Here is a 22,169-nt window from a genome sequence, read left to right as displayed (position 1 = left end):
CTGCTGGCCAACCCGCCGCGCCTGGGGCAGGCTCGGGGTCCACCCACCAGAGGGGAGCCGCAGTGACCGCAGCGTTCCGCGCCGCCCGGGATTTCCTGCTCGACCACCGCGAGGACTACGCCGCCGCCCGCGCCGGGTTCGCCTGGCCCAGGCCCGCCGAGTTCAACTGGGCGCTGGACTGGTTCGACGTCATCGCCGCCGACGGGCCGACCGCTGACCGGGTGGCGCTGTGGATCGTCGAGGAGGACGGGTCCGAGCGGAGGTGGACCTTCGCGGAGCTGTCCCTGCGTTCCGACCAGCTCGCGGCCTGGCTGCGGGCGCGCGGCGTGGCCAGGGGCGACCGGCTCGTGCTCATGCTGGGCAACCAGGGCGAGCTGTGGGAGACGGTGCTGGCCGCGATCAAGCTCGGCGCGGTGGTCATCCCGGCGTCCACCCTGCTCGGCCCGGCGGACCTGCGGGACCGGATCGACCGCGGCCAGGCCCGGCACGTCGTGGTCCGCTCCGGCGACACGGCGAGGTTCGACGACGTCCCCGGCGAGTACACCCGCATCGCGGTAGGGGAACCGGTCGACGGTTGGCTCAACTACGCGGACTCAGCCGACGCACCCGCGGACTTCACGCCAGACAGTCCCACCAAGGCCGACGACACACTGCTGCTCTACTTCACCTCTGGCACTACCGCGCAACCAAAGCTGGTGGAGCACAGCCACGTCTCTTACCCCATCGGGCATCTGTCCACGATGTACTGGATCGGGTTAGAGCCAGGAGACGTGCACCTCAACATCTCCTCGCCCGGCTGGGCCAAGCACGCCTGGAGCAACGTCTTCGCGCCGTGGAACGCGGAAGCCACCGTGTTCCTCTACAACTACACGCGGTTCGACGCCGCGGCGCTCATGGCCCAGATGGACCGCTGCGGGGTCACCAGCTTCTGCGCCCCGCCGACCGTGTGGCGGATGCTGATCCAGTCCGACCTCGGCCAACTCAGCACCCCGCCGGGCAAGGTCGTCGGCGCGGGCGAGCCGCTCAACCCCGAGGTGATCGAGCAGGTCTCCCGCGCGTGGGGCGTGACGATCCGCGACGGGTTCGGTCAGACCGAGACCAGCGTGCAGGTCGCCAACACCCCGGGGCAGCCGGTCAAGCCGGGGTCGATGGGCAGGCCGTTGCCCGGCTTCACCATCGACCTGGTCGACCCGGCCACCGGTGAGCCCGGCGACGAGGGCGAGATCTGCGTGGCGCTCGCCGACCAGCCCGTCGGCTTGATGACCGGCTACGCCGCCGACGGCGACCGCACCGCGGAAGCCATGCGCGACGGCCGCTACCACACCGGCGACGTCGGATCCCGGGACGCGGACGGCTACATCACCTACGTCGGCCGCGCGGACGACGTGTTCAAGGCGTCGGACTACCGGATCTCCCCGTTCGAGTTGGAGAGCGTCCTGATCGAGCACCCCGCGGTGGCCGAGGCCGCCGTCGTCCCGTCGCCGGACCCGATCCGCCTCGCGGTCCCCAAGGCGTACGTGGTGCTCGCCGCGGGCCACGAACCGGACGCCGACACCGCCCGGTCCATCCTGGCCTTCGCGCGCGAGCACCTCGCCCCGTACAAGCGGATCCGGCGGCTGGAGTTCACCGACCTGCCCAAGACGATCTCGGGGAAGATCCGCCGGGTCGAGCTGCGCGGCCGCGAGCGGGAGATCCGCGGCGGCGGCGCGAGCCCGTCCGGCGAGTTCACCGAGGACCAGTTCCCGGAACTACGCGCCTAGCCGCACCCGCAGCACGTTGTCGGTGCGGATGCCCTCGACCCCCTCCGGGCTGGTCGATGGCCGCTCGACGATGTCCTCGAGCTCGACCACCCACCGGTCGTCGAGCTCCAGGCCCGCCAGCACCTGGCCGGTGGTGGGGAAGTCGTAGTCGTGGCGCGGCTCCGCCATCCAGGTCGGCCAGCCGAAGTGGCCGACGACCAGCAGCACCCCGCCGGGCGCGACCGCGTCCGCCGCCCTGCGCAGTGCCCGCTGCCGCTCACCGGCCTGCTCGACGGGGGAGTGGAAGTACTGCGCGTTGACCAGGTCGAACCTGCCCTCGGGGAAGGTCTCGGCCAGGTCGTGGCGCTCGAAGGTGATCGCGTCGCTGACCCCGCGTTCGGCGGCGAGCTTCTTGGCGCGCTCCAGCGCGGTCGCGGACACGTCCACACCGGTCACCCGCCAGCCCCGCTCGGCCAGCCACACCGCGTCCCCGCCCTCCGCGCAGCCCAGGTCGAGCACGGTGCCGGGCGGCAGGTCGGCCGCCTCGCGCACGAGCAGGTCGTTGGGCTTGCCCGACCAGATCTGGTCGCGCTCCGAGTAGAAGGTCTCCCAGAACTCGGCCGCGGGCGGGGTGTCGGCCGTCGCGGACGCGTGGGTGCCGTGGGCGTGGGTGTCAGTCATGGGCCGATGATGCGTGCGGGCCGCGCGGGTGGCGAATTATGTTGCCGAACCAGCAACGAGCACGCCGGGGTTGAGCAGCCCGTCCGGGTCCCACGCGTGCTTGACGGCCCGGTAGAGCGCGCGTTCGACAGGGGAGCGGGTCAGCTCCAGCCATCGCGCCTTGGCCACCCCGACGCCGTGCTCGGCCGAGATGGTGCCGCCCTTGGCCGCGGCGGCACGCAGGACCCGATCGGTCAGCTCCAGCTCGGAGTCACCCGCGCCGACCACGTTCACATGGAAGTTGCCCTCCGCTAGATGTCCGAAGAGGACAAGCGTGGCTGTTGGCGCTACCTCGGTGACGATCGAACGCACCTCACGCTCGAACTCGGCAGCCAGTGCCGGCGGTACTCCTACGTCCAACTTCAGCGGTGGCCCCAACGCGTTGATCGCCTCGGCGTGCGCCTCGCGGTGCGTCCACAGTGTCCGCCGGGATGACTCGTCTACGGCAAGAGCCGAATCCCGCAGCCCTTGCAGTGTCTCGACAATCTCGCCAAGAGACTCCGTTGGGTCTACATCCGCTGCGCACTCCACGAGCAAGTACACCGGGTAGGACTCGGCGAACGGTGGCGCTACCTGGCGATGCGCGCACACGAGCCGCAAACCATCGTCGTAGAACACTTCGGCTGAGGTGAGAGAGGGGAGAACGCGAAGCGCCCCGATAGCGGCTACGGCGTCTTCCGTGCGGTCAAAGGCTAAAGTCGCTGTAGCGCGTTCACGGAACGCTGGGATCAGGCGCAACCTGGCCGCTGTCACCACCGCGAGTGTCCCCTCGCTGCCAACGAGTGACCCCGCGAGGTCGTACCCGGTGCTGTCCTTCGGTAGCCCGACAACCCTGCCGACAACCTCCCCGTTCGCCAGCACGCCTTCGACATCCACCACCTGGTCGCGCATCGAACCCCACCGTAGGACACGCAATCCACCCGCATTGGTCGCGACCAAACCACCGACGGTAGCGCTGTCACGAGACGCGATGTCGATCGCGAAGTCCATGCCGGCCTCAGCCGCATGCGCGGCTAGTGCTGTGAGCGTCACCCCGGCTCCAGCAGTCACCTGACGCGTGACTGGGTCTACCGGGCCCAGGTAGGTCAAACGGGTCAAGCTCAGTACAGCCTCGCCTTGGTAAGGGATTCCGCCGCCGACAAGCCCGGTGTTGCCACCCTGCGGTACGACCGCGACACCCAATTTCTGGCACACCCGCAGCACGCCCGCGACCTCGTCGCGGTCCGCGGGGCGCACGACCAGCCTTGCTGAACCGGTGAAGCGCCCGGTCCAGTCTGTCGCGAACCCGGCCACCACCTCGGGATCGGTCAGGACGTGCCGCGATCCGACCACCTCGCTGAGCTTGTCGACCACCCCACCGCTCGCAGCGCACATGGTTGGAATCGTCCCGGATGGGAACCCGGTTCACATACCCGAGTGGAGGAAGTCTCGATATGTCGGCTCTGACCGACCGCGGCCTCGATGACCTGCTCGCCTTCCGCTCCGCGCTGATCAAGGCATTCGTCCGCGCCGCCGACTGGCGGCAGACACCACCCTCGCGCGCAAGCCACTCGCTTAGCGCTGCCACGGGCTGGGAGCGCATCGATTCAGTTCGATTCGGCGGCCAAGAGAGCTAACACACACTCCCTGGCTGCCGACGTCCGGAGCGGAGGTAAGCCGATGAGTACCGAAACGATCTTCCACCAGGCCGGATCCGGTTCCGGGCCGACTTTGCCCACCGCGCCGTGCAGCGTCGTGTGGAGCCACGGGCACGCCTACGTGCTGGAGTACACCGGAGGTGCGGGCCGCTGGGTGGGGCTTGACGCCTTCGGTAGGCCCACCGCGCTCACCCCGGCCGCGCTTGAGCGGCAGGGCTGGACGCAGCACCGCGAAGCCTGACCGACCAGCACGGATACGACTAACTGGGGGACTGGGGGATAAAGAGCCGCCGAGTGGCCTGCCCTACTCTTCCCGCATGGCTGACGTGCGGGAAGAGGGGGCGGGTCCGGTAGACGGCTCGGGCGATCCAGGCCACGTGACCGGCCCCGATGAGCCGGTGATCTCGGACCGGGTCTGGACGATCCCGAACATCCTGAGCATGCTCCGGCTCACCGGGGTGCCGCTGTTCCTGTACCTGCTGCTGGTGCCGCAGGCCGATGGGTGGGCGCTGGCCGTCCTGCTGTTCAGCGGCCTCAGCGACTGGCTCGACGGCAAGATCGCCCGCTGGCTCGACCAGACCAGCAAGCTCGGCGCCCTGCTCGACCCCGCGGCCGACCGGCTCTACACGATCGCCACCATCGTCGCCTTCGTAGTGCGCGACATCGTGCCGTGGTGGGTCGCCGCCCTGCTGCTCGCCAGGGACGTCCTGGTCGCCGGGTGCATCCTCGTGCTGCGCCGCGCCGGATTCGGCCCCCCAGAGGTCACCTACGTGGGCAAGGCGGCCACGTTCAACCTCATGTACGCCTTCCCGCTGCTGCTGCTCGCGCAAGGTGGGTCCACCTTCGCCTCGGTGGTCCGCCCGGTCGCCTACGCCTTCATCATCTGGGGCGGGGTCTTGTTCATCTGGTCCGGCTTGCTGTACCTGGTGCAGACACGGGCAGCGCTGCGGTTGGCGCCCACAGCCGCCGTTTAAGCTCTGCGCCACACCACATCCCGGTCCGAAAGAGGGCGGCGCGTGATCCCCGAAGAACTCCGCTACACCGACGAGCACGAGTGGGTGGCGACCAAGGCCGACGACCTCGTCCGGGTCGGCATCACCGAGTACGCCCAGCAGCAGCTCGGCGACGTCGTGTTCGTCCAGCTGCCCGAGCTCGGCGACCGGGTCGAGGCAGGCGCCTCGATCGGCGAGGTCGAGTCGACCAAGAGCGTCTCCGACCTCTACGCCCCGCTCACCGGCGAGGTCGTCGCGGTCAACGACGCCGCCGTCGAGCAGCCCGACCTGCTCAACGACGACCCGTACGGCGAGGGCTGGCTCTTCGAGATCAGGGTCGACGACCCCGACGCGCTCGACGCCCTGCTCGACGCCGACGCCTACCAGGCCATCACCCAGGGCTGACCCCGCCGTGGGACGATCTTGGGGCGCTCGTCCGGCCGTGCTCGGCCCGCGGGAACCCCCCAGGGGGTACCACCGGTCCGGCGCCTGATCGCGCACGGTACGTTGGGAACTGTTCAGCGGAACTGACCAGCAGGAGGAGCTCAGGTGAGCACCAACGACGGGCCCGGCGTCCCGCCGGAGCAGTCTCCGGAACGGACTTCGGTCTTCCGGGCCGACTTCCTCACCGACCCCGAGGCCCAGCAGGCCGCCCCGGCGCCAGAACCCGCGGTCGCGGGTGTCGACGCGCTGCCGGCGGGCTCCGCGCTCCTGGTGGTCAAGCGCGGCCCGAACGCGGGGTCGCGATTCCTGCTCGACCGCGACACCACCAGCGCGGGACGGCACCCCGACAGCGACATCTTCCTCGACGACGTCACCGTCTCGCGGCGGCACGCGGAGTTCCGCCGCGAGGGCGGCGAGTTCGTGGTGATCGACGTCGGCAGCCTCAACGGCACCTACGTCAACCGCGAGCCGGTCGACCAGGCCGTCCTCGCGGGCGGTGACGAGGTGCAGATCGGCAAGTTCCGCCTGGTGTTCCTCACCGGCCCCGGCGCGGGGGCCTAGGGGCGCGTGACGGCCGCCGGTCGGCAGGCGCGGGCCGGGTCGAGCATCGGCGCCGTGCTCGCGCAGCTTCGGCCCGAGTTCCCGGACGTCACCATCTCCAAGATCCGCTTCCTCGAGGCGGAGGGGCTGGTCAGCCCGGAGCGCACGCCGTCGGGCTACCGGCGGTTCACCGCGGCCGACGTGGCGCGGCTGCGCTTCGTGCTCGCCGCCCAGCGCGACCACTACCTCCCGCTGAAGGTCATCAAGGAGCAGCTCGACCGCCCGGGCGGGCCACCGGAGCAGGTGGCCCGCCCGGTGCGCGGTCTCGTCTCCCTCCCCGAACTGCCCGAGCCCCCCGCGCCCGCGGTCCCGTTGACCCGGGCCGAGTTGCTCGACCGCGTCGGGATCCCCGAGCGCACGCTGGCGGAGCTGGAGCAGTTCGGCCTGCTCGCCGCGGCGGCCGACGGCTCGTTCGACGCCGACGCGCACGCCGTGGCGGTCACCGCGTCCGCGTTGGCCGACTACGGCATCGAACCCCGGCACCTGCGCGCCTTCCGCGCCGCGGCCGACCGCGAGGTGTCGCTGTTGGAGCAAGTGCTCGCACCCGTGTTCCGGCAACGCGACCCCGCGGCGCGGGCGCGCGCGGACGAGTCCGCCGACGACCTGGTGGCGTTGGCGATCACCCTGCACTCGCTGCTGGTGAGGACCGGTCTGCGCAGAGTGACCCAGAAGTAGCGCGCGGCGGCCGAGGCCGCCGGTGGTGAACCGATCATCCTGGAATAGACGTGAGATAGGCGGGCGTGGGGACCAGATGGCGGGTAGCGTCGAAGTAGGCGATGAGCGATCCTCGAAGGATTGGGACGCCGATGCCCCAGCGAGCGGAGGGAGGCGAGCCCGATGAGCGAGATGCGCGTCGTGGGGGTGCGGGTGGAGTTGCCCGCCAACCAGCCGATCTTGTTGCTGCGTGAGACCGAGGGAGAGCGGTACCTGCCGATCTGGATCGGATCGGTGGAGGCCACCGCGATCGCGCTGGAGCAGCAGGGGGTGCGGCCCGCCCGGCCGCTGACCCACGACCTGCTCAAGGACGTGATCGGCGCGCTCGGCCGCGAACTGGAGCAGGTGCGGATCACCGACCTGCGCGAGGGCACCTTCTTCGCCGAACTGGTCTTCGACGGTGACGTCCGCGTCTCCGCCCGCCCGAGCGACTCGGTCGCCCTCGCCCTGCGGGTCGGCGTGCCGATCCACGCCGAGGACTCGGTGCTGCAGGAGGCCGGGCTGATCATCCCGGACGAGCAGGAGGACGAGGTCGAGAAGTTCCGCGAGTTCCTCGACTCCGTCTCCCCCGAAGACTTCCGCGGCGCCGATACGTAACACCCTCTCCCGCCACCCACCCCCTCATCCCCGCCCGGCACCGTCCCCGACTTGGCAGGTCGCGGTCACTCGTCCGGTCTCCGGTTTGACGGGTGGGAGCACTCGGGGGACCGTGTGACAGTGCTCCAACAAGCGAGTACCGCGATGGACCCGCGCGTCGCGTTGACCTCCTCGCGCGCCCGTTTTACCGTCACAGACGAGCGAAACACGCTGAGGTCGCAGGCAGGGGTACCGCCAGCCGGTACCGCTACCACCCACCGCGCGACCCCACGTGTGTGCCGCTCGGCCGACGGTTCCCCAGAGCGGAACGGGCGGTCTCGTTCGCCGGCCATCGGTGGCCGGACGAGGGGAGGCAGGCGTGTTCGAGGAAGGTCCCGCCGGGGCTGACTCCGGTGAGCAGGGCGAACTGTTCCCGGACGCCTCGCTGCCCGACGAGCTCGTCGGCTACCGGGGTCCGGCCGCGTGCCAGATCGCGGGGATCACCTACCGGCAGCTCGACTACTGGGCGCGCACCGGACTGGTCGTGCCCACCGTGCGCAGCGCGCACGGCTCCGGCTCGCAGCGGCTCTACTCGTTCAAGGACGTGCTCGTCCTGAAGGTGGTCAAGCGGCTGCTCGACACCGGGGTCTCGCTGCAGAACATCCGGGTCGCGGTCGACCACCTGCGCAGGCGCGGGGTGCGCGACCTGGCCAGGATCACCCTGTTCAGCGACGGCACCACCGTCTACGAGTGCACCTCCCCCGAGGAGGTCGTCGACCTGCTCCAGGGCGGCCAGGGCGTGTTCGGCATCGCGGTCAGCGGCGCCATCCGCGAGATCAGCGGCACCATCCACGAGTTCCCCGCCGAGCGCGCCGACGGCGTCGAGATCCCGGCCGACGACGAGCTCACCCAGCGCCGCAAGGCCCGCAACGCCGGTTAGGCATCAGGGCAGCGTGTACGGGGTGGTCAGCGCGACGCAGGTGAAGCCGACCCGTTCCAGGATGGGCCTGCTGGTCGGTAGCGCGTCCACCTGCAGGTAGCGCACCCCGCGCTGTTGAGCCCTACGGGCGCGGTGACTGACCAGCGCCCGGTAGATCCCACGTCCCCGCCATGGTTCTAGCGTGCCGCCGCCCCAGAGGCCCGCGAAGTCGGTGCCCGGGTGATAGCTCGTCCGCGCCGCGCTGACCGCCTCGTCGCCCGCCACCGCCAGCACCACGTCCATCGAGCCCTCCGCCACCCCGGCCTGCATCTCCGCCCTGAGCCTGCTGTGGTCGTCGCCGAACGCCTCGTCGTGCACCCGGACCACGCGATCGATGTCCTCGTCCGAGGTCACGTCCAGCAGCTCCACGCCCGCGGGCGGCGCGAAGTCCGGCACGCTCGCGGTCTCGGCGACCATCACCGCCTCCACCGAGCCCGCCACCAGCCCGGCGCGGGTCAGCCGCTCGCCCAGGTCGGCGGGGGAGTCGTGGTGGTAGAGCTTCCACTCGCCGTGACCCTCGACCGTCCGCAGCCACGCCACAGCGGCCGCGATGGTCTGATCGGCGGACGCCCGGTCGAGTGACGACCACACCACCCCGGACCAGCTGTCCCGGCCGACGCCGACGTGCCTGCTCAGCCGGTCGTCGCGCTCGGCACTCGCCCGGACACCCGAGGGTGCCAGGTCGCGCCGCAGTTGCCGGTCGAGGACGGCCCGCACGGCCGCGATGTCCAGGTCGGAGCCCATGTGCGGCAGTCGACCGCGAACCGCACCCCGGCCGCAATCGAATTGCACCCCGGACGGGTTAGACTCGGGGAGCGTCGCTGAACCCGTGCGGGAGAGTCCGGCCGGTCCACCAGACCGGAACCGGCGCCGAAGGAGCAACTCCTCCCCGGAACCTCTCAGGCAAACGGACCGTGCGGGTGAGACGCCTCTGGAAAGCGGGCGACCCGGCACGACCGGGGAGCCCCGCCGAAGGTGCAAGTCGCGCGCCCGCTCCCGGGTCCGCGGTGAAGCTCTCAGGCGCCTTCGGGCACGGACAGAGGGGGAGGGCCACACGGGCGGACCGCCCGTGCCAGGCCCGACCCCTGCTGCACCGCCCCGAGGAGACCCATGACGACCGGCCGGATCCCGCTCGCCGCGCTCGAGCACGGCACCCCGTTCGCCGACCGCCACGTCGGTCCCCGGCCCGCCGAGCTGGCCAGGATCCTCGACGTCGTCGGTGTCGGGTCGCTGGAGGAACTGGCCCAGCACGCGGTGCCGGAGTCCATCCGCGAGGGCGACCTGGCCATCGACCTGCCCGCCCCGGCCACCGAGGTCGAGGCGCTGGCCGAGCTGCGCGACCTGGCCGCCCAGAACGCCACGCTCACCCAGATGATCGGCCTGGGCTACTACGGCACGCACACCCCGCCGGTCATCCGGCGCAACGTGCTGGAGAGCCCCGCCTGGTACACCGCCTACACCCCGTACCAGCCGGAGATCAGCCAGGGCCGCCTGGAGGCGCTGCTCAACTTCCAGACCATGGTCGCCGACCTGGCCGGGCTGCCCACCGCCAACGCGTCCATGCTCGACGAGTCGACCGCCGCGGCCGAGGCGATGACGCTGCTGCGCCGCGCGGGCCGCTCCAAGTCCAACCGGTTCGTCGTCGACGCCGACACCTTCCCGCAGACCATCGCGGTCATCGAGACCCGCGCCGAGCCGCTTGGCATCGAGGTCGTCGTGCACGACCTGGCCGAGGGCCTGCCGGTCGAGGACTTCTTCGGCGTGCTGTTCTCCTACCCCGGTGCCTCCGGCGCGGTCCGCGACTTCGCCGAGCTGACCCGCGAGGCGCACGGCCGCGACGCCAAGGTCGCCTTCACCGCCGACCTGCTCGGGCTGACCCTGCTGCAGGCACCCGGCGAGATCGGCGCCGACGTGGTCGTGGGCACCACCCAGCGCTTCGGCGTCCCGATGGGCTTCGGTGGTCCGCACGCGGGCTACATGGCCGTCGGCAAGGGCCTGGAGCGGCAGTTGCCCGGCCGCCTGGTCGGCGTCAGCACCGACGCCGACGGCAAGCCCGCCTACCGGCTGGCGCTGCAGACCCGCGAGCAGCACATCCGCCGCGAGAAGGCGACCTCCAACATCTGCACCGCCCAGGTGCTGCTCGCCGTGGTCGCCTCGATGTACGGGGTCTACCACGGCCCCGAGGGCCTGCGCGCCATCGCGACCCGCACCCACCGCATGGCCGCCGTCCTCGCCGAGGGCCTGCGCCGCGGCGGGGTCGAGGTGGCCGGGGCCGCGTTCTTCGACACCGTCACCGCCAAGGTGCCCGGTCGCGCCGCCGAGGTCGTTTCCGCTGCCCGCGGGCTAGGGGTCAACCTGCGCCTGGCCGACGCTGACACCGTCGGGATCGCGACCGACGAGACCACCACCCGCGCGCACGTCGACCTGGTGTGGAAGGCGTTCGGGGTCAGCGCCGACATCGACGCCCTCGACGCCGAGACCGGCGACGCGCTGCCCGCCGACCTGGTGCGCACCAGCGAGTTCATGACGCACCCGGTGTTCTCGACGCACCGCTCCGAGACCGCGCTGCTGCGCTACCTGCGCGCGCTGTCGGACAAGGACGTAGCGCTCGACCGCAGCATGATCCCGCTCGGCTCGTGCACGATGAAGCTCAACGCGACCGCGGAGATGGAGCCGATCACCTGGCCCGCCTTCGCCGACCTGCACCCGTTCGCGCCGGTCGAGGACGCCAGGGGCATCCTGAAGATCATCGCCGACCTGGAGGACTGGCTGGCGAAGCTGACCGGTTACGACGCGGTCAGCCTCCAGCCGAACGCGGGCAGCCAGGGCGAGTTCGCGGGTCTGCTGGCGATCCGCGCCTACCACCGGTCCCAGGGCCACGGTGAGCGCGACGTCTGTCTTATCCCGTCCAGCGCACATGGCACCAACGCCGCGAGTGCGGTCATGGCGGGCATGCGCGTCGTTGTCGTTGCCTGCGACGACTCGGGCAACATCGACCTGGACGACCTGCGCAAGAAGGTCGCCGAGCACAGCGCCGACCTCGCCGCCATCATGATCACCTACCCGTCCACGCACGGCGTGTACGAGGACACCGTGCGCGAGGTCTGCGGCCTGGTGCACGAGGCGGGCGGCCAGGTCTACGTCGACGGCGCGAACCTCAACGCGCTCATCGGCCTCGCCCGCTACGGCAAGTTCGGCTCGGACGTCTCGCACCTCAACCTGCACAAGACGTTCTGCATCCCGCACGGCGGCGGCGGCCCCGGCGTCGGCCCGATCGGCGTGCGCGCGCACCTGGCGCCGTTCCTGCCCAACCACCCGCTGCAGCCCACCGCCGGTCCCGCGACCGGTGTCGGCCCGATCAGCGCCGCCCCGTGGGGCAGCGCGTCGATCCTGCCGATCTCGTGGGCGTACGTGCGGATGATGGGCGCCGACGGCCTGCGCCGCGCGACGCTGACCGCGGTGGCCTCGGCCAACTACATCGCCCGCCGCCTCGACGAGCACTTCCCGGTCCTCTACACCGGCGCGGGCGGTTTCGTCGCCCACGAGTGCATCCTCGACCTGCGGCCGATGACCAAGGCCACCGGCATCACCGTCGACGACGTCGCCAAGCGGCTCGCCGACTACGGCCTGCACGCCCCGACCATGTCCTTCCCGGTCGCGGGCACCCTCATGGTCGAGCCGACCGAGAGCGAGGACCTCGCCGAGATCGACCGGTTCTGCGCCGCGATGATCGCCATCAAGCGCGAGGTCGACCGGGTCGCCGCCGGTGAGTGGCCGCTGGCGGACAACCCGCTCGCCAACGCCCCGCACACCGCGGCGTCGATCACCGGCGAGTGGGACCACCCGTACACGCGCGAAGAGGCCGTGTTCCCCGCCGGGCTCGGCGCGCCCAAGATCTGGCCGCCGGTGCGCCGCATCGATGGCGCCAAGGGCGACCGGAACCTGGTCTGCTCCTGCCCGCCGCTGGACGCCTACAGCAGCTGACAGGCTTTGTCGAGAGTGGCCCGCCGAGTGGTTGTCGGCGGGCCACGCCCGTTTCACCGGGGGAAGATAGCGCTGCCCCACGGTGTTGGGTGCCACTGAGGACTGTCCCCGAGAACGGTGAGGAACCCCATGCCGAACGTCCCTGGCGTCACGCTCAACGACGGCACCACCATCCCGCAGCTCGGTTTCGGGGTGTGGCAGGTGCCCGACGACGTCGTCGGTGCCGCGATCAGCACAGCGCTAGAGGCCGGGTACCGCAGCATCGACACCGCGGCCGCGTACCGCAACGAGACCGGTACCGGTAAGGCCATCGCCGAGTCCGGCCTGGCGCGCGACGAGATCTACGTGACCACGAAGCTGTGGAACACCGACCAGGGCTACGACTCGACGTTGCGCGCCTTCGACGCCAGCCTGGAGCGCCTCGGCCTCGACCAGGTCGACCTGTACCTGATCCACTGGCCGACGCCCTCGCGCGACGCCTACGTCGACACCTGGCGGGCCTTCGAGAAGATCCGCGCCGACGGCCGCGCCCGCTCCATCGGCGTGTCCAACTTCCACGTCCCGCACCTGCGCAGGCTCTTCCAGGAGACCGACGTGGTGCCGGTGCTCAACCAGGTCGAGCTGCACCCGAACCTGCCGCAGGCCGAGCTGCGCGCCTTCCACGCCGAGCACCGCATCGCGACCGAGGCGTGGAGCCCGCTCGCCTCCGGCGCGTTGCTGTCCGACGCCGCGGTCGCCGGGCTGGCCGACAAGCACGGCAAGAGCGCCGCGCAGGTGCTGCTGCGGTGGCACGTCCAGCTGGGCAACGTGGTGATCCCCAAGTCGGTCACCCCCGAGCGGATCAGGGCGAACATCGAGGTCTTCGACTTCGAGCTCGACGCCGACGACCTCGCGGTGCTCGCCGGGCTCGACACCGGGCAGCGGGTCGGCCCGAACCCCGAGCAGTTCAACGGGTAACGGTGAATTTCCTCCCGCTTCACCTGGGTTGACGCATATCGAACCCCTAATAGAGTGCATGGCGCCTGGCGCGGACACGGACCGGCATATCCGTCGCGCGGAAAGGACGCAATGTCACGGCATCGGGGGCAAGTGAGCGGCAGAAGAGTGAGCGTGGGGGTGATCGCCTTCGGTCTGGTCTCCCTGCTGGTATTGGGCTGGGCGGGCTGGGGGTGGCTCAGCGCTCGCCTGGACCGGGCGGCCGCCACCGAGCAGGGCTGCCCGGCGGGCGCCGAGGTGCTCCGGGTGGCGGTCTCCCCGTCGGCCGAGCGGCCGGTGCGGGAGGCCGCCAACCGGTGGAACTCCGGTCCCACCGTGGTCGACGAGCACTGCGTGCGGGTCAACATCGGCTCCGCCGAGTCGGCCGCGGCCTACGCCGGGCTGACCGGCGAGTGGAACACCCGGGAACTGGGCGACCGCCCGGACGCGTGGCTGCCGGAGTCGTCGCTGTGGACCGACCGGTTGGCCGCGACCGACGACGCGCTGCTGGCCGCCGCGCCGGAACCGGTGGCCAGCAGCCCGGTCGTGCTGGCCACCCCGGAACCGGCGGCCGAGGTGCTGACCAGGGCGGCCCGGTTCCGCTGGGCCGATCTGGCCGCGTTGACCTCGGACACCAACGGCTGGACCAGGTTCGGGCACGCGGACTGGGGACGGCTGACGGTCGCGCTGCCCGCGCCGCTGACCAACCCGGCGAGTGCACTTGCCGTGCAGAGCGCACTGGTGGGGGTAGCGCAAGAGAGCCCGGTGACTCAGAACGCGCTGGCGCGACAACCGGTCTCGTCAGCGCTATCCGCCCTGGCGCGTGCGCAACCTTCTGAGGTGCCGGACACGACACGTGCCGCGTTGGCCGCGTTGGGCGAGAGCCCGGACATGGCCGACGCCCCGTACGGCGCGGTGGCGACGCTCGAGGTGGACCTGTACCGCCGCAACCTGGGTGACGACGGCAGGCCCGCGGCCAAGCGCCCGCTGTGGGAGGTCGTCGCCGACGGTCCGACGCCGGTGGCCGACTTCCCGTTCGTGGCGCTGACCGGTCCCGACGTGGGTCCGGTGCGCACCGAGGCAGCCGACCGGTTCCGCGCGTTCCTGCAAGAACCCGCGCAGCAGCGCGAGTTCTCCCGAGCGGGCCTGCGCGGCAAGGACGCCCCGGACCGGCCGACCGCGGCGATGGGCATGTCCTGGGCCGAGGTCGGGCCCGGGTTCGCCAGGTCGGACCCCAACACCACGCAGCGGATCGCCACCACCTGGGCCAACGCGGTGGAGGGCGGCGGCATCGTGACGATCATGGTGGACGTCTCGCGCACCATGGGCGGCGACGGCGGTGACGGGCGCAGCAGGCTCGACTGGGTCAAGGACGCGTTGAAGGGGTACACGGACTACACCGTCTCGGGTTCCCTTGGCCTGTGGCCGTTTTCGCGCTCCCTGGAGAAGGGGAAGCCTTACGCGGTAGCCGTACCGACAGGGCCTGTCACCAACCGGCGGGCATCGCTACATGTCGCCATCGACGGTCTTACGCCTAACGGGGCCACGGACTTCTATGAGTCCGTTGTGGCTGGATACCGCTCTGCTGTTCAGGGTTACGTTCCCGGGCGCCGAAACCAGTTGGTGGTAATCACCGACGGTGGCGCTGACGGTGCGATGTCGTTGTCCCAGGCCAAAGCCGCTCTCCGGCGCGTGTCGGAGAAGGGCAAGCCGGTGCCGATCGACGTCATCGCCATCGGTCGCGATCCGGACCGTGCGGCGTTGCGCGACCTCGCCACGTCCACCGGCGGGACGTTGACCGTGCTGCCGGACGCCCGCGGTGTCGTGGGCGCCCTCGGGCAGGCCGTCACCGTCCGGGATTGAGCCTGTGGACAAGTGGCGGCACCGGATCGGGACCTGGCCCTAGGATCCTGTCCATGCGGAAACCGATCCTCGCCCTGCTCCTCGCCGCCGTGCTCCCGCTGGCGGCGTGCGGCTCCGACGCGACCCCGGCCGCCCCGCCGTCCACGGCTGCTTCCGCTGCCGGTGGTGGGCTGCTCGCGGCGCGGGTGCCGGTGGAGCTGCGGCCGGTGACCTCGGTCAAGCCGGGGCTGGAGGTGTCCGGGCCGGACGAGGTGATCGGGCCGGACGAGTCGGTCTACACGCTGGGCCCGTCGATCGGCGAGTTCACCGAGTTCAAGGACGTCCGCCCGGAGAAGACCGACTACGGGTGGGTGATCACCATCGACCTGCCGTCGGCCACCTCGGCGGTGTTCGCGAAGTGGACCACCGAGCACGTCGACGAGCAGCTGGCGGTCATGGTCGACGGCAAGCTGGTCTCCGCCCCCAAGATCGCCTCCCCGATCACCGGCGGCGCGCTGCAGATCTCCGGCAACTTCACCGAGGCATCGGCCAAGCAGCTGGTCACCGACATCACCGGCGAGACCCCGTGATCGTCGAGATCTACACCGACGGCGCCTGCTCACCCAACCCCGGCCCCGGCGGCTGGGGCGCCCTGCTGCGCTACGGCACCCACGAACGCGAACTCTCCGGCGGCACGGCCGAGGAGACCACCAACAACCGCATGGAGCTGATGGCCCCCATCGCCGCCCTGGAGGCCCTCACCCGCCGCTCCACGGTGAAGCTCTACACCGACAGCACCTACGTCCGCAACGGCATCACCAAGTGGGTCACCCAATGGCGCGCCAACGGCTGGAAAACCGCCGCCCGCCAACCAGTCAAGAACGTCGACCTCTGGCAACGCCTGGAAGAAGCCGTAGCCCAACACGACGTCGAATGGCACTGGGTCAAGGGCCACAACGGCCACCCCGAGAACGAACGCGCCGACCAGTTGGCGGTAGCGGGCATGCGCGCGGTACTGACCAGTGGATGACCACCGCACCCACACGCTCCCCAACGAGTGGCACCTCGACGGCCTGCCCTGGTGGAACACCGCAACCCCTGCCGGCGCCAACTGGTAGAGACTGCGCCACGTTGGCCCCAACCTGCCCCCAACAACGTTGGCCGACCACGCGCTCCTCGGAGTCACCGGTCCCAACTGGTCGAGACTGTGCGACGTTGGCCCCCACGCGCCCCTCTCAGGCGTTTGCTCCAACATGCCCCTCCCAGGCGTTGGCCGAACCGCGCTCCTCGGAGTCGCTGGTGCCAGGCCGGCTCGATGGGGTGGACTTGTTTTGTGTGGGGGGACAGCAGCCGTAGCGTCGTTCACGCGGCAGGGCCTGCTTTTGGGCCCCTGCTTTGTGGTTCTGCCACGGTTGTTGTAGGGGCCCCGCGCAAAACAAGTTCGCCGCATCGAGCAAAGCTCGTAACTCGCGTCTAGGCCAATGCCGCAGGCGAGGCGTTCATCGTCGACGCCGCAGGCGAGCACGAGAGCCGGATCCCTCTCAGCCCAAGATCAAACCCGCCGAAGCACCCCCCGATATACAGCTTACCGAGCACCACCGACAGAACGCCCCGACCGAGCCAGCCCCCTGTGGACAACCCCCATCCACAAGATCAAACCGCCCCAGCCACCCGCCCCGCCATCAGCCGCCCATCTCCAACGCGGCCTGATACGACCGCGTGACGACAGCGCGCAGTACCGCCGAGTCCACCTCATCCACCCGCCTCAAGTACAGGCAAGACTTCCCCGTCGTGTGCTTGCCAAGCCCAGCAAGCAGATCCGCGTAATCCTCCAACGACCCAGTCAAGTACAACACAGTCTGAGCCTTGCGCGGAGAGAACCCCACAGCAACAGTGTCACCCTCCCGCCCCGTGTCATACCGGTAATGGCGTGACCCGAACCCGATGATCGAGGAGCCCCACAGCACCGCGGGCTGACCCGTCACCTCAGACATGAGCGCCACCAACAACTCGGCATCCGCGCGCCGCCGCGCGTCCGGGACAGCGGCCAAGAACTCCGGGATGTCACTCGCAGTGGGTTCCAACGTTGACCTCTTTCAACAGCCGCCGACACAATCCGATCAGTTGAGCCCGCAACGGTGCCGCGCGTTCGGCAAAAGCCGACTGCGCACGCACATACTCCGCCCGCCCCCGCTCCGTCTCGATCCGCACCGGCTCGTACCCCAAGTCGGACAAGTCATACGGACTGGCCCGCATGTCCAACGTCCGCACGTCCACCGCCAACTCGAAGCAGTCCACAACCAGCGACGACGGCGCGAAAGGATCCAGCTTGTATGCCCACTTGAACAGGTCCATGTTCGCGTGCAAGCACCCCGGCTGTTCCAGCGCCACCTGCCCCTCCCGGCTCGGTTCGAGCGTGTTCAGCGGCCGGGCGGGTGGGGTGAAGAAGCGGAAGGCGTCGAAGTGGCTGCACTTGATGGTCGAGGATTCCACCACCTCGTCCGTCCCCGAGGGCCCCAGGCGCAGTGGCCAGGCGGCGTGGCGGAGGTCGGGGGTTCGGTACACCATGGCCCACTCGTGCAGGCCGAAGCAGCCCAGGCGTGGTGGGCGGGAAGCGGTGGCGGACAGCAGGTCCTGGATGAACGAGGCGGTGGCGGTGCGGCCGGGGGAGAGGGGGCCGAGGGTCACGCCGTCAGGGGTTGAGCGATAGGCGGGCCAGCGCAGGTACTCCTCGGCCGAAGGGCCTTCCAGCACGACGCCGGGGCCGGGGTGCCAGCGTTCCAGGTGGGCCGGGCGGTGCGAGTAGTAGGTGAACAGGAAGTCCAGGACCGGGTGCTTCTCCTTGCGCTGCCTGCGTTCCTGGTGCGGGTCGGTCCAGCGGCGGGCTCGGGCCACGTGGGCGTCGCGCAGGTCGTGCCAGGTCTGCTCGGGCAGCAGGCTCTCAGGTGGTGTCACCGATGTGTGTCCCGTCGCGCACCGTGCCAACGTACTCCTCCACCAGGTCCTCCAGCGCCACCACGCCCAGCACCTCGCGGTCGGCCGACACGGCCTTGGCCAAGTGGCTCTGGGTGCGCCGCAGCGCGGCGAGCGCCTCGTCGAGCCGGGAGTCGGCAGGCAGTTCCGGCAGGCCGCGCACCCTGGACCAGGCCACCCTGGTCGCCGGGTCGGAGTCGACCTGGTCCAGGACGTCCTTGACGTGGACGTAGCCGTTGAGGGTGCCGTCGGGCATGCGGACCGGGAAGCGGGAGAAGCCGGTCTCGGCGACCGCGTCGGCCACCGCGCCGACCGTCGGCGGGTGCGGCACCGTCTTGAGCTTCTCCAGCGGTACCAGCACCTCGGCGACCGTGCGCCCGGCCGAGGACAGCGTGTTGGTCAGCCGCCGGTGCTCGGAGTCGTCGAGCAGGCCCTCGCGGCGGGACTCGGCGATCAGGGTGGCCAGCTCGTCGGAGGTGTAGGAGTTCTCCAGTTCCTCGCGCGGCTCGACCCCGAACCGGCGCAGCACCGCGGTGGAGATCCGGGTGAACATGCCCAGCAGCGGCCGGACCAGCTTGCAGAACGCCAGGTGCACCGGCACCAGCGTGGTCGCGGCCCGCTCCGGCCCGGCGATGGCCAGGTTCTTGGGCACCATCTCGCCGAGCACCGTGTGCAGCGTGACAACGATGCCCAGCGCCAGCGCGAACGCCACGCCGTGCACGACCGCCTCCGGCAGCCCGAGCGCGCCGAACGGGCCCTCCAGCAGGTGCGCGATGGCGGGTTCGGCCAGCGCGCCCAACCCCAGCGAGCACACCGTCACCCCCAGCTGCGCGCCCGCGATCAGCAACGGCAGCTGCCTGCCCGCCTCGACCGCCAGCGCCGCCCGGGTGTCGCCCTCCCTGGCCAGCGCCTCCAGCCGGTCGCGGCGCGCGGTGATGATCGCGAACTCCGCGCCGACGAAGAACGCGTTGCCCAGCAACAGCAGCACGGTGGCGCCCAGCGCCAGCACGTCGCTCACGTGCTCACCCCCGGCAGCCGCGCCACGCGCAGCTCGGCGACCCGGTGCCGGTCCATCCGCAGCACCGTGATCCGCCAGCCGTCGACCCGGATCTCGTCGTTGACCTCGGGGATGCGGCCCAGGTTCGTCAGCACCAGCCCGGCGACCGTCTCGTACTCGCCGGTGGGCATCCGGAACCCGGTCGCCTCGGCCAGCTCGTCGTCGCGCAGCAGCCCGGACACCAGCCAGCTGTCGCGGCCGAGCGGGCGCACCGGGTTCACCTCGCCCCGGTCGTGCTCGTCGCGCACGTCGCCGACGATCTCCTCGATCAGGTCCTCCAGGGTGACCAGCCCGGCCGTGCCGCCGTACTCGTCGACCACCAGCGCCACCTGCAACCCGGAGCCGCGCAGCCGGTCGAGCAGCACGTCGCCGCCGAGGGTCTCCGGCACGGTCGGGACCGGCCGCGCCAGCGTGGCGACCCTGGTGCCCGCCCGCTGCTCGCGCGGCACGCCGAACACCTGCTTGACGTGCACCACGCCGTGCACGTCGTCGAGGTCGCCGCCGTGCACCGGGAACCGGGAGAACCCGCTGCTGCGGGCCAGGTCGATCAGGTCGACCACGGTCGCGTCGGAGCGCAGGGCCTGCACCCGCACCCGCGGCGTCATCAGCTCGTCGGCGGTGCGGTCGCCGAAGCGCAGCGAGCGGCTCAGCAGCGTCGCGGTGCCGGTGTCGATCGCGCCCGCCGCGGCGCTGGAGCGGACCAGACCACCCAGCTCCTGCGGGGACCGGGCCGAGCGCAGCTCCTCCTGCGGCTCCACGCCCAGGCCGCGCACGATCCAGTTGGCCGACCCGTTGAGCGCGTTGATCAGCCAGCGCAGCACCGAGGCGAACACCGCCTGGGCGCCCGCGACGGCCCGCGCGGTCGACAGCGGGCGGGCGATGGCCAGGTTCTTGGGCACCAGCTCGCCGAACACCATCGACAGCGACGTGGCCACCAGCAGCGCGATGACCAGCCCGACGGCGTCCACCGCGGTCTCGCCCATCCCGGTCAGCGCCAGCAGCGGCTCGACCAGCGCGGCCAGCGCCGGTTCGGCGATGTAGCCGGTGATCAGGGTGGTGATGGTGATCCCGAGCTGCGCGGCCGACAGCTGGAACGACAGCGACCGGTGCGCGCGCTTGATGGCCAGCGCGCGCCGGTCACCGACCTGGTCGGCGTGGTGGTCGACCTGGCTGCGTTCGAGCGTGGTCAGGGAGAACTCGGCCGCGACGAACAACGCCGTGCCCGCGGTCAGCGCGCAGACCGCCAGCAGGCCGAGGGCGCTGAGCAGGAAACCGGTCACCGAGCACCCCGCTCGGGATCCGGGCCGATATGGCCGCCGGGACTCTCTCCCGGCCCGCTACTGCGGCCCGGCCTCTTCTTCTGCGCCTTGCGCACGGGAAGCCGCACTCCTCGGGTCTGTTCTGACGAACCGGCCCAGTGTAGAGCGATCCGACCCCCGAACGCGCGGGTGGAGTCGCGTGCGACACGCCGCGATCAGCCCGACGGGTGCCACCCGGGGTCCCGACCGAGCGGCGCGACCAGCCGGGTTTGCGGCCGTGGGGATCGGCACCGGCCTGTCGAAGGTGCCCGCGTCGCGCCACTGGTCGACCTGGTCGGTGCACTCGGCGAGCAGGGCAGAGGACACCTACTCGATCGCGGGCGCCCCCGCTGCTCATGTGCGCCCCCTGGTCGTCCGGCACCCCGTCCCAGGTCTCGCGGGACGCTGCCGACGCCCACGCGGCGACTGGATCATCAGCGAACTCCGGCGGGTCGTGCCCGACGCACCCCGGCGAGCACGCCCAGCGCCGCCGCGAGCAGTTGCAGGCCCGCTGTGACGGTGATCGCCGTCGCCGGACCGGCCGCGGGCACCAGCCACCCGCCCGCCGCGGCGCCGAGCGAGAAGGTGCCGATCTTGAGGCTGGCGCCCGTGGTGGACACCTGCGCCAGCAGCGCGCCCGGGGTGTGCCGCTGCCGGGTCGCCATGATCGCGGGCAGCGCCAGCCCTTCCGCGAGACCCGCCGCGACGGCGAAGGTGAGCGTCCAGGTGACACTGTCCACGATCGGCCAGCACAACATGAGGACACCGAACGCGGCCGTGCTGACGACCACCGTCACCTGGGGATGTGGACCGGCGATGAACCTACCGAGAACAACCACGGCGACGAGGCACCCGATCTCCATCGCGGTCCACACGTAACCCGCGGCCGCGCGGTCTTGGCCCAACTCCTGCATCCGCAGCGGTAGCGCTGTCGCGAGCACACCAACCGACCCGTAGCCAATGACGGTCGTGAGTGTCGCGCCGCGCAGTGCAGGGGTATGGACCAAGTGGGTCAGTCCCGCTCGGACTGTCCGCAGCAGTGAGGTGTGGTGGTCATCGGACACACCCGTCACCGGCGGTAGGAACAACGTGCACACAGAGCCAGACAGCGCCAACACCGCGATCAGCCACACCGCCGCCGCCGGACTCGCTATCGCCGCCACCGTCCCAGCCAACGCGGGACCGGCGATCGCGCCGATGTTGAAGGTAGCCGCGTCCACCGCGTTAGCCCTGGGCAACCGTTCCGTCGCGACCAACTTGGGGACCAGGCTGGAGTAACCGCCACTGGTCAACGGCAACGCCAGCCCGGTAAGCGCCGCGAGCACGAACGGCACCACGGGAACCCTGCCCACGGTGAGTACCAAGCCCGCGCAGGTCAGCGCCAACAGAACGCCGCTGGCACCCAGTACCGCCCGCCGGTAGGGGACACGGTCGAGCCAGGCGCCGAGCACGGGACCGGACACAATGGAGGGCAGGGTGTACGCGGTCACCATGGCCCCGGCCAACGCCGGGCTGCCGGTCCGGTCCAGCACCAAGAGGACCACCGCGACCGCCACCATCTCGTCCGCGACCCTGGCCGACGACGCGGCGGCGGCGTACGCGCGGAGTCGGGGCGAGGGCGCGGTGTGGTCGGTCACGC

Annotated in this window: 22 protein-coding genes and 1 riboswitch; of the genes, 14 read left to right on the top strand and 8 right to left on the bottom strand. The window is 71.0% G+C overall.

Annotated elements, in window-relative coordinates:
- Window positions 1–62: 62 nt before the first annotated feature.
- The gene (locus CLV68_RS19445; RefSeq protein WP_121392213.1) at window positions 63–1,760 is read left to right on the top strand and encodes an AMP-binding protein; all 1,698 of its coding nucleotides are present in this window, start codon (window positions 63–65) and stop codon (window positions 1,758–1,760) included.
- Here the strand turns inward: CLV68_RS19445 and CLV68_RS19440 are convergent.
- Both CLV68_RS19440 and CLV68_RS19435 read right to left on the bottom strand, forming a co-directional pair.
- Window positions 1,749–2,420, bottom strand: a complete 672-nt coding sequence (locus tag CLV68_RS19440) for an SAM-dependent methyltransferase (RefSeq protein ID WP_121392212.1) — start codon at window positions 2,418–2,420, stop codon at window positions 1,749–1,751. The genes CLV68_RS19445 and CLV68_RS19440 overlap by 12 nt on opposite strands.
- A gap of 36 nt (window positions 2,421–2,456) precedes the next feature.
- On the bottom strand, window positions 2,457–3,812 hold the full coding sequence (locus tag CLV68_RS19435) for an FAD-binding oxidoreductase (protein ID WP_246009976.1): 1,356 nt from the start codon (window positions 3,810–3,812) through the stop codon (window positions 2,457–2,459).
- Between the two features lie 80 nt (window positions 3,813–3,892).
- On the opposite strand from CLV68_RS19435, the gene CLV68_RS19430 reads away from it, so the two are divergent.
- From CLV68_RS19430 to CLV68_RS19395, 8 genes are all read left to right on the top strand, one after another.
- Window positions 3,893–4,075, top strand: a complete 183-nt coding sequence (locus CLV68_RS19430; RefSeq protein WP_121392210.1) for a hypothetical protein — start codon at window positions 3,893–3,895, stop codon at window positions 4,073–4,075.
- 43 nt (window positions 4,076–4,118) lie between these two features.
- Window positions 4,119–4,337 carry a hypothetical protein gene (locus tag CLV68_RS19425; protein ID WP_121392209.1) on the top strand — a complete coding sequence of 73 codons (219 nt, stop codon included), beginning with the start codon at window positions 4,119–4,121 and terminating at the stop codon, window positions 4,335–4,337.
- Window positions 4,338–4,413: 76 nt separating this feature from the next.
- The gene (gene clsA, locus CLV68_RS19420; protein WP_121392208.1) at window positions 4,414–5,070 is read left to right on the top strand and encodes a cardiolipin synthase ClsA; all 657 of its coding nucleotides are present in this window, start codon (window positions 4,414–4,416) and stop codon (window positions 5,068–5,070) included.
- A 42-nt stretch (window positions 5,071–5,112) separates the two neighbouring features.
- The gene (gene gcvH / locus CLV68_RS19415) at window positions 5,113–5,493 is read left to right on the top strand and encodes a glycine cleavage system protein GcvH (RefSeq protein ID WP_121392207.1); all 381 of its coding nucleotides are present in this window, start codon (window positions 5,113–5,115) and stop codon (window positions 5,491–5,493) included.
- A gap of 144 nt (window positions 5,494–5,637) precedes the next feature.
- Window positions 5,638–6,093 (top strand): glycogen accumulation regulator GarA, encoded by a 456-nt coding sequence (gene garA, locus CLV68_RS19410; RefSeq protein WP_092780691.1) that lies wholly within the window; start codon window positions 5,638–5,640, stop codon window positions 6,091–6,093.
- A gap of 6 nt (window positions 6,094–6,099) precedes the next feature.
- A complete protein-coding gene (ftsR, locus tag CLV68_RS19405; RefSeq protein ID WP_121392206.1) occupies window positions 6,100–6,807 on the top strand; it encodes a transcriptional regulator FtsR in 708 nt (235 codons plus the stop codon).
- Window positions 6,808–6,969: 162 nt separating this feature from the next.
- Complete coding sequence (locus CLV68_RS19400) at window positions 6,970–7,443, top strand: bifunctional nuclease family protein (RefSeq protein ID WP_054046144.1); 474 nt, start codon at window positions 6,970–6,972, stop codon at window positions 7,441–7,443.
- Window positions 7,444–7,801: 358 nt separating this feature from the next.
- Entirely contained in the window at window positions 7,802–8,362 is a 561-nt protein-coding gene (locus CLV68_RS19395) for a MerR family transcriptional regulator (protein ID WP_092780686.1), read from the top strand.
- 3 nt (window positions 8,363–8,365) lie between these two features.
- On the opposite strand, the gene CLV68_RS19390 is transcribed toward CLV68_RS19395, so the two are convergent.
- Window positions 8,366–9,145 (bottom strand): GNAT family N-acetyltransferase, encoded by a 780-nt coding sequence (locus CLV68_RS19390; protein ID WP_211346644.1) that lies wholly within the window; start codon window positions 9,143–9,145, stop codon window positions 8,366–8,368.
- Window positions 9,146–9,223: 78 nt separating this feature from the next.
- A riboswitch (glycine riboswitch) is annotated at window positions 9,224–9,326 on the top strand.
- 185 nt (window positions 9,327–9,511) lie between these two features.
- Here CLV68_RS19390 and gcvP point away from each other — a divergent pair.
- The 5 genes from gcvP to rnhA all read left to right on the top strand — a co-directional run bounded on the left by gcvP (window position 9,512) and on the right by rnhA (window position 16,232).
- Window positions 9,512–12,385 carry an aminomethyl-transferring glycine dehydrogenase gene (gene gcvP / locus CLV68_RS19385; protein WP_121392205.1) on the top strand — a complete coding sequence of 958 codons (2,874 nt, stop codon included), beginning with the start codon at window positions 9,512–9,514 and terminating at the stop codon, window positions 12,383–12,385.
- A 129-nt stretch (window positions 12,386–12,514) separates the two neighbouring features.
- Window positions 12,515–13,342, top strand: coding sequence for an aldo/keto reductase (locus CLV68_RS19380; protein WP_121392204.1), 828 nt, complete (start codon window positions 12,515–12,517; stop codon window positions 13,340–13,342).
- 159 nt (window positions 13,343–13,501) lie between these two features.
- A complete protein-coding gene (locus tag CLV68_RS19375) occupies window positions 13,502–15,223 on the top strand; it encodes a vWA domain-containing protein (protein WP_170224447.1) in 1,722 nt (573 codons plus the stop codon).
- 53 nt (window positions 15,224–15,276) lie between these two features.
- Entirely contained in the window at window positions 15,277–15,792 is a 516-nt protein-coding gene (locus tag CLV68_RS19370; protein WP_121392202.1) for a SecDF P1 head subdomain-containing protein, read from the top strand.
- Window positions 15,789–16,232, top strand: coding sequence for a ribonuclease HI (rnhA, locus tag CLV68_RS19365; protein WP_121392201.1), 444 nt, complete (start codon window positions 15,789–15,791; stop codon window positions 16,230–16,232). Before CLV68_RS19370 ends, rnhA begins: the two co-directional genes overlap by 4 nt.
- A 652-nt stretch (window positions 16,233–16,884) precedes the next feature.
- On the opposite strand, the gene CLV68_RS19360 is transcribed toward rnhA, so the two are convergent.
- From CLV68_RS19360 to CLV68_RS19340, 5 genes are all read right to left on the bottom strand, one after another.
- Window positions 16,885–17,286: a DUF1801 domain-containing protein gene (locus CLV68_RS19360; RefSeq protein WP_121392200.1), complete on the bottom strand. Its 402-nt coding sequence runs from the start codon at window positions 17,284–17,286 to the stop codon at window positions 16,885–16,887.
- Window positions 17,267–18,157: a 3-methyladenine DNA glycosylase gene (locus CLV68_RS19355; protein ID WP_246009975.1), complete on the bottom strand. Its 891-nt coding sequence runs from the start codon at window positions 18,155–18,157 to the stop codon at window positions 17,267–17,269. The genes CLV68_RS19360 and CLV68_RS19355 overlap by 20 nt, the downstream gene beginning before the upstream one ends.
- Window positions 18,144–19,193: a hemolysin family protein gene (locus CLV68_RS19350; protein ID WP_121392199.1), complete on the bottom strand. Its 1,050-nt coding sequence runs from the start codon at window positions 19,191–19,193 to the stop codon at window positions 18,144–18,146. Before CLV68_RS19350 ends, CLV68_RS19355 begins: the two co-directional genes overlap by 14 nt.
- Complete coding sequence (locus CLV68_RS19345; protein WP_121392198.1) at window positions 19,190–20,512, bottom strand: hemolysin family protein; 1,323 nt, start codon at window positions 20,510–20,512, stop codon at window positions 19,190–19,192. Before CLV68_RS19345 ends, CLV68_RS19350 begins: the two co-directional genes overlap by 4 nt.
- Window positions 20,513–20,964: 452 nt before the next feature.
- Complete coding sequence (locus CLV68_RS19340; protein WP_121392197.1) at window positions 20,965–22,167, bottom strand: MFS transporter; 1,203 nt, start codon at window positions 22,165–22,167, stop codon at window positions 20,965–20,967.
- Window positions 22,168–22,169: the final 2 nt, after the last annotated feature.

The organism is Actinokineospora cianjurensis, assembly GCF_003663795.1.
In the GTDB taxonomy this organism is placed as follows: Bacteria; Actinomycetota; Actinomycetes; order Mycobacteriales; family Pseudonocardiaceae; genus Actinokineospora; species Actinokineospora terrae.
Note: the sequence above shows the minus strand (reverse complement) of the source record. Positions and strands in the feature narration are given on the sequence as shown.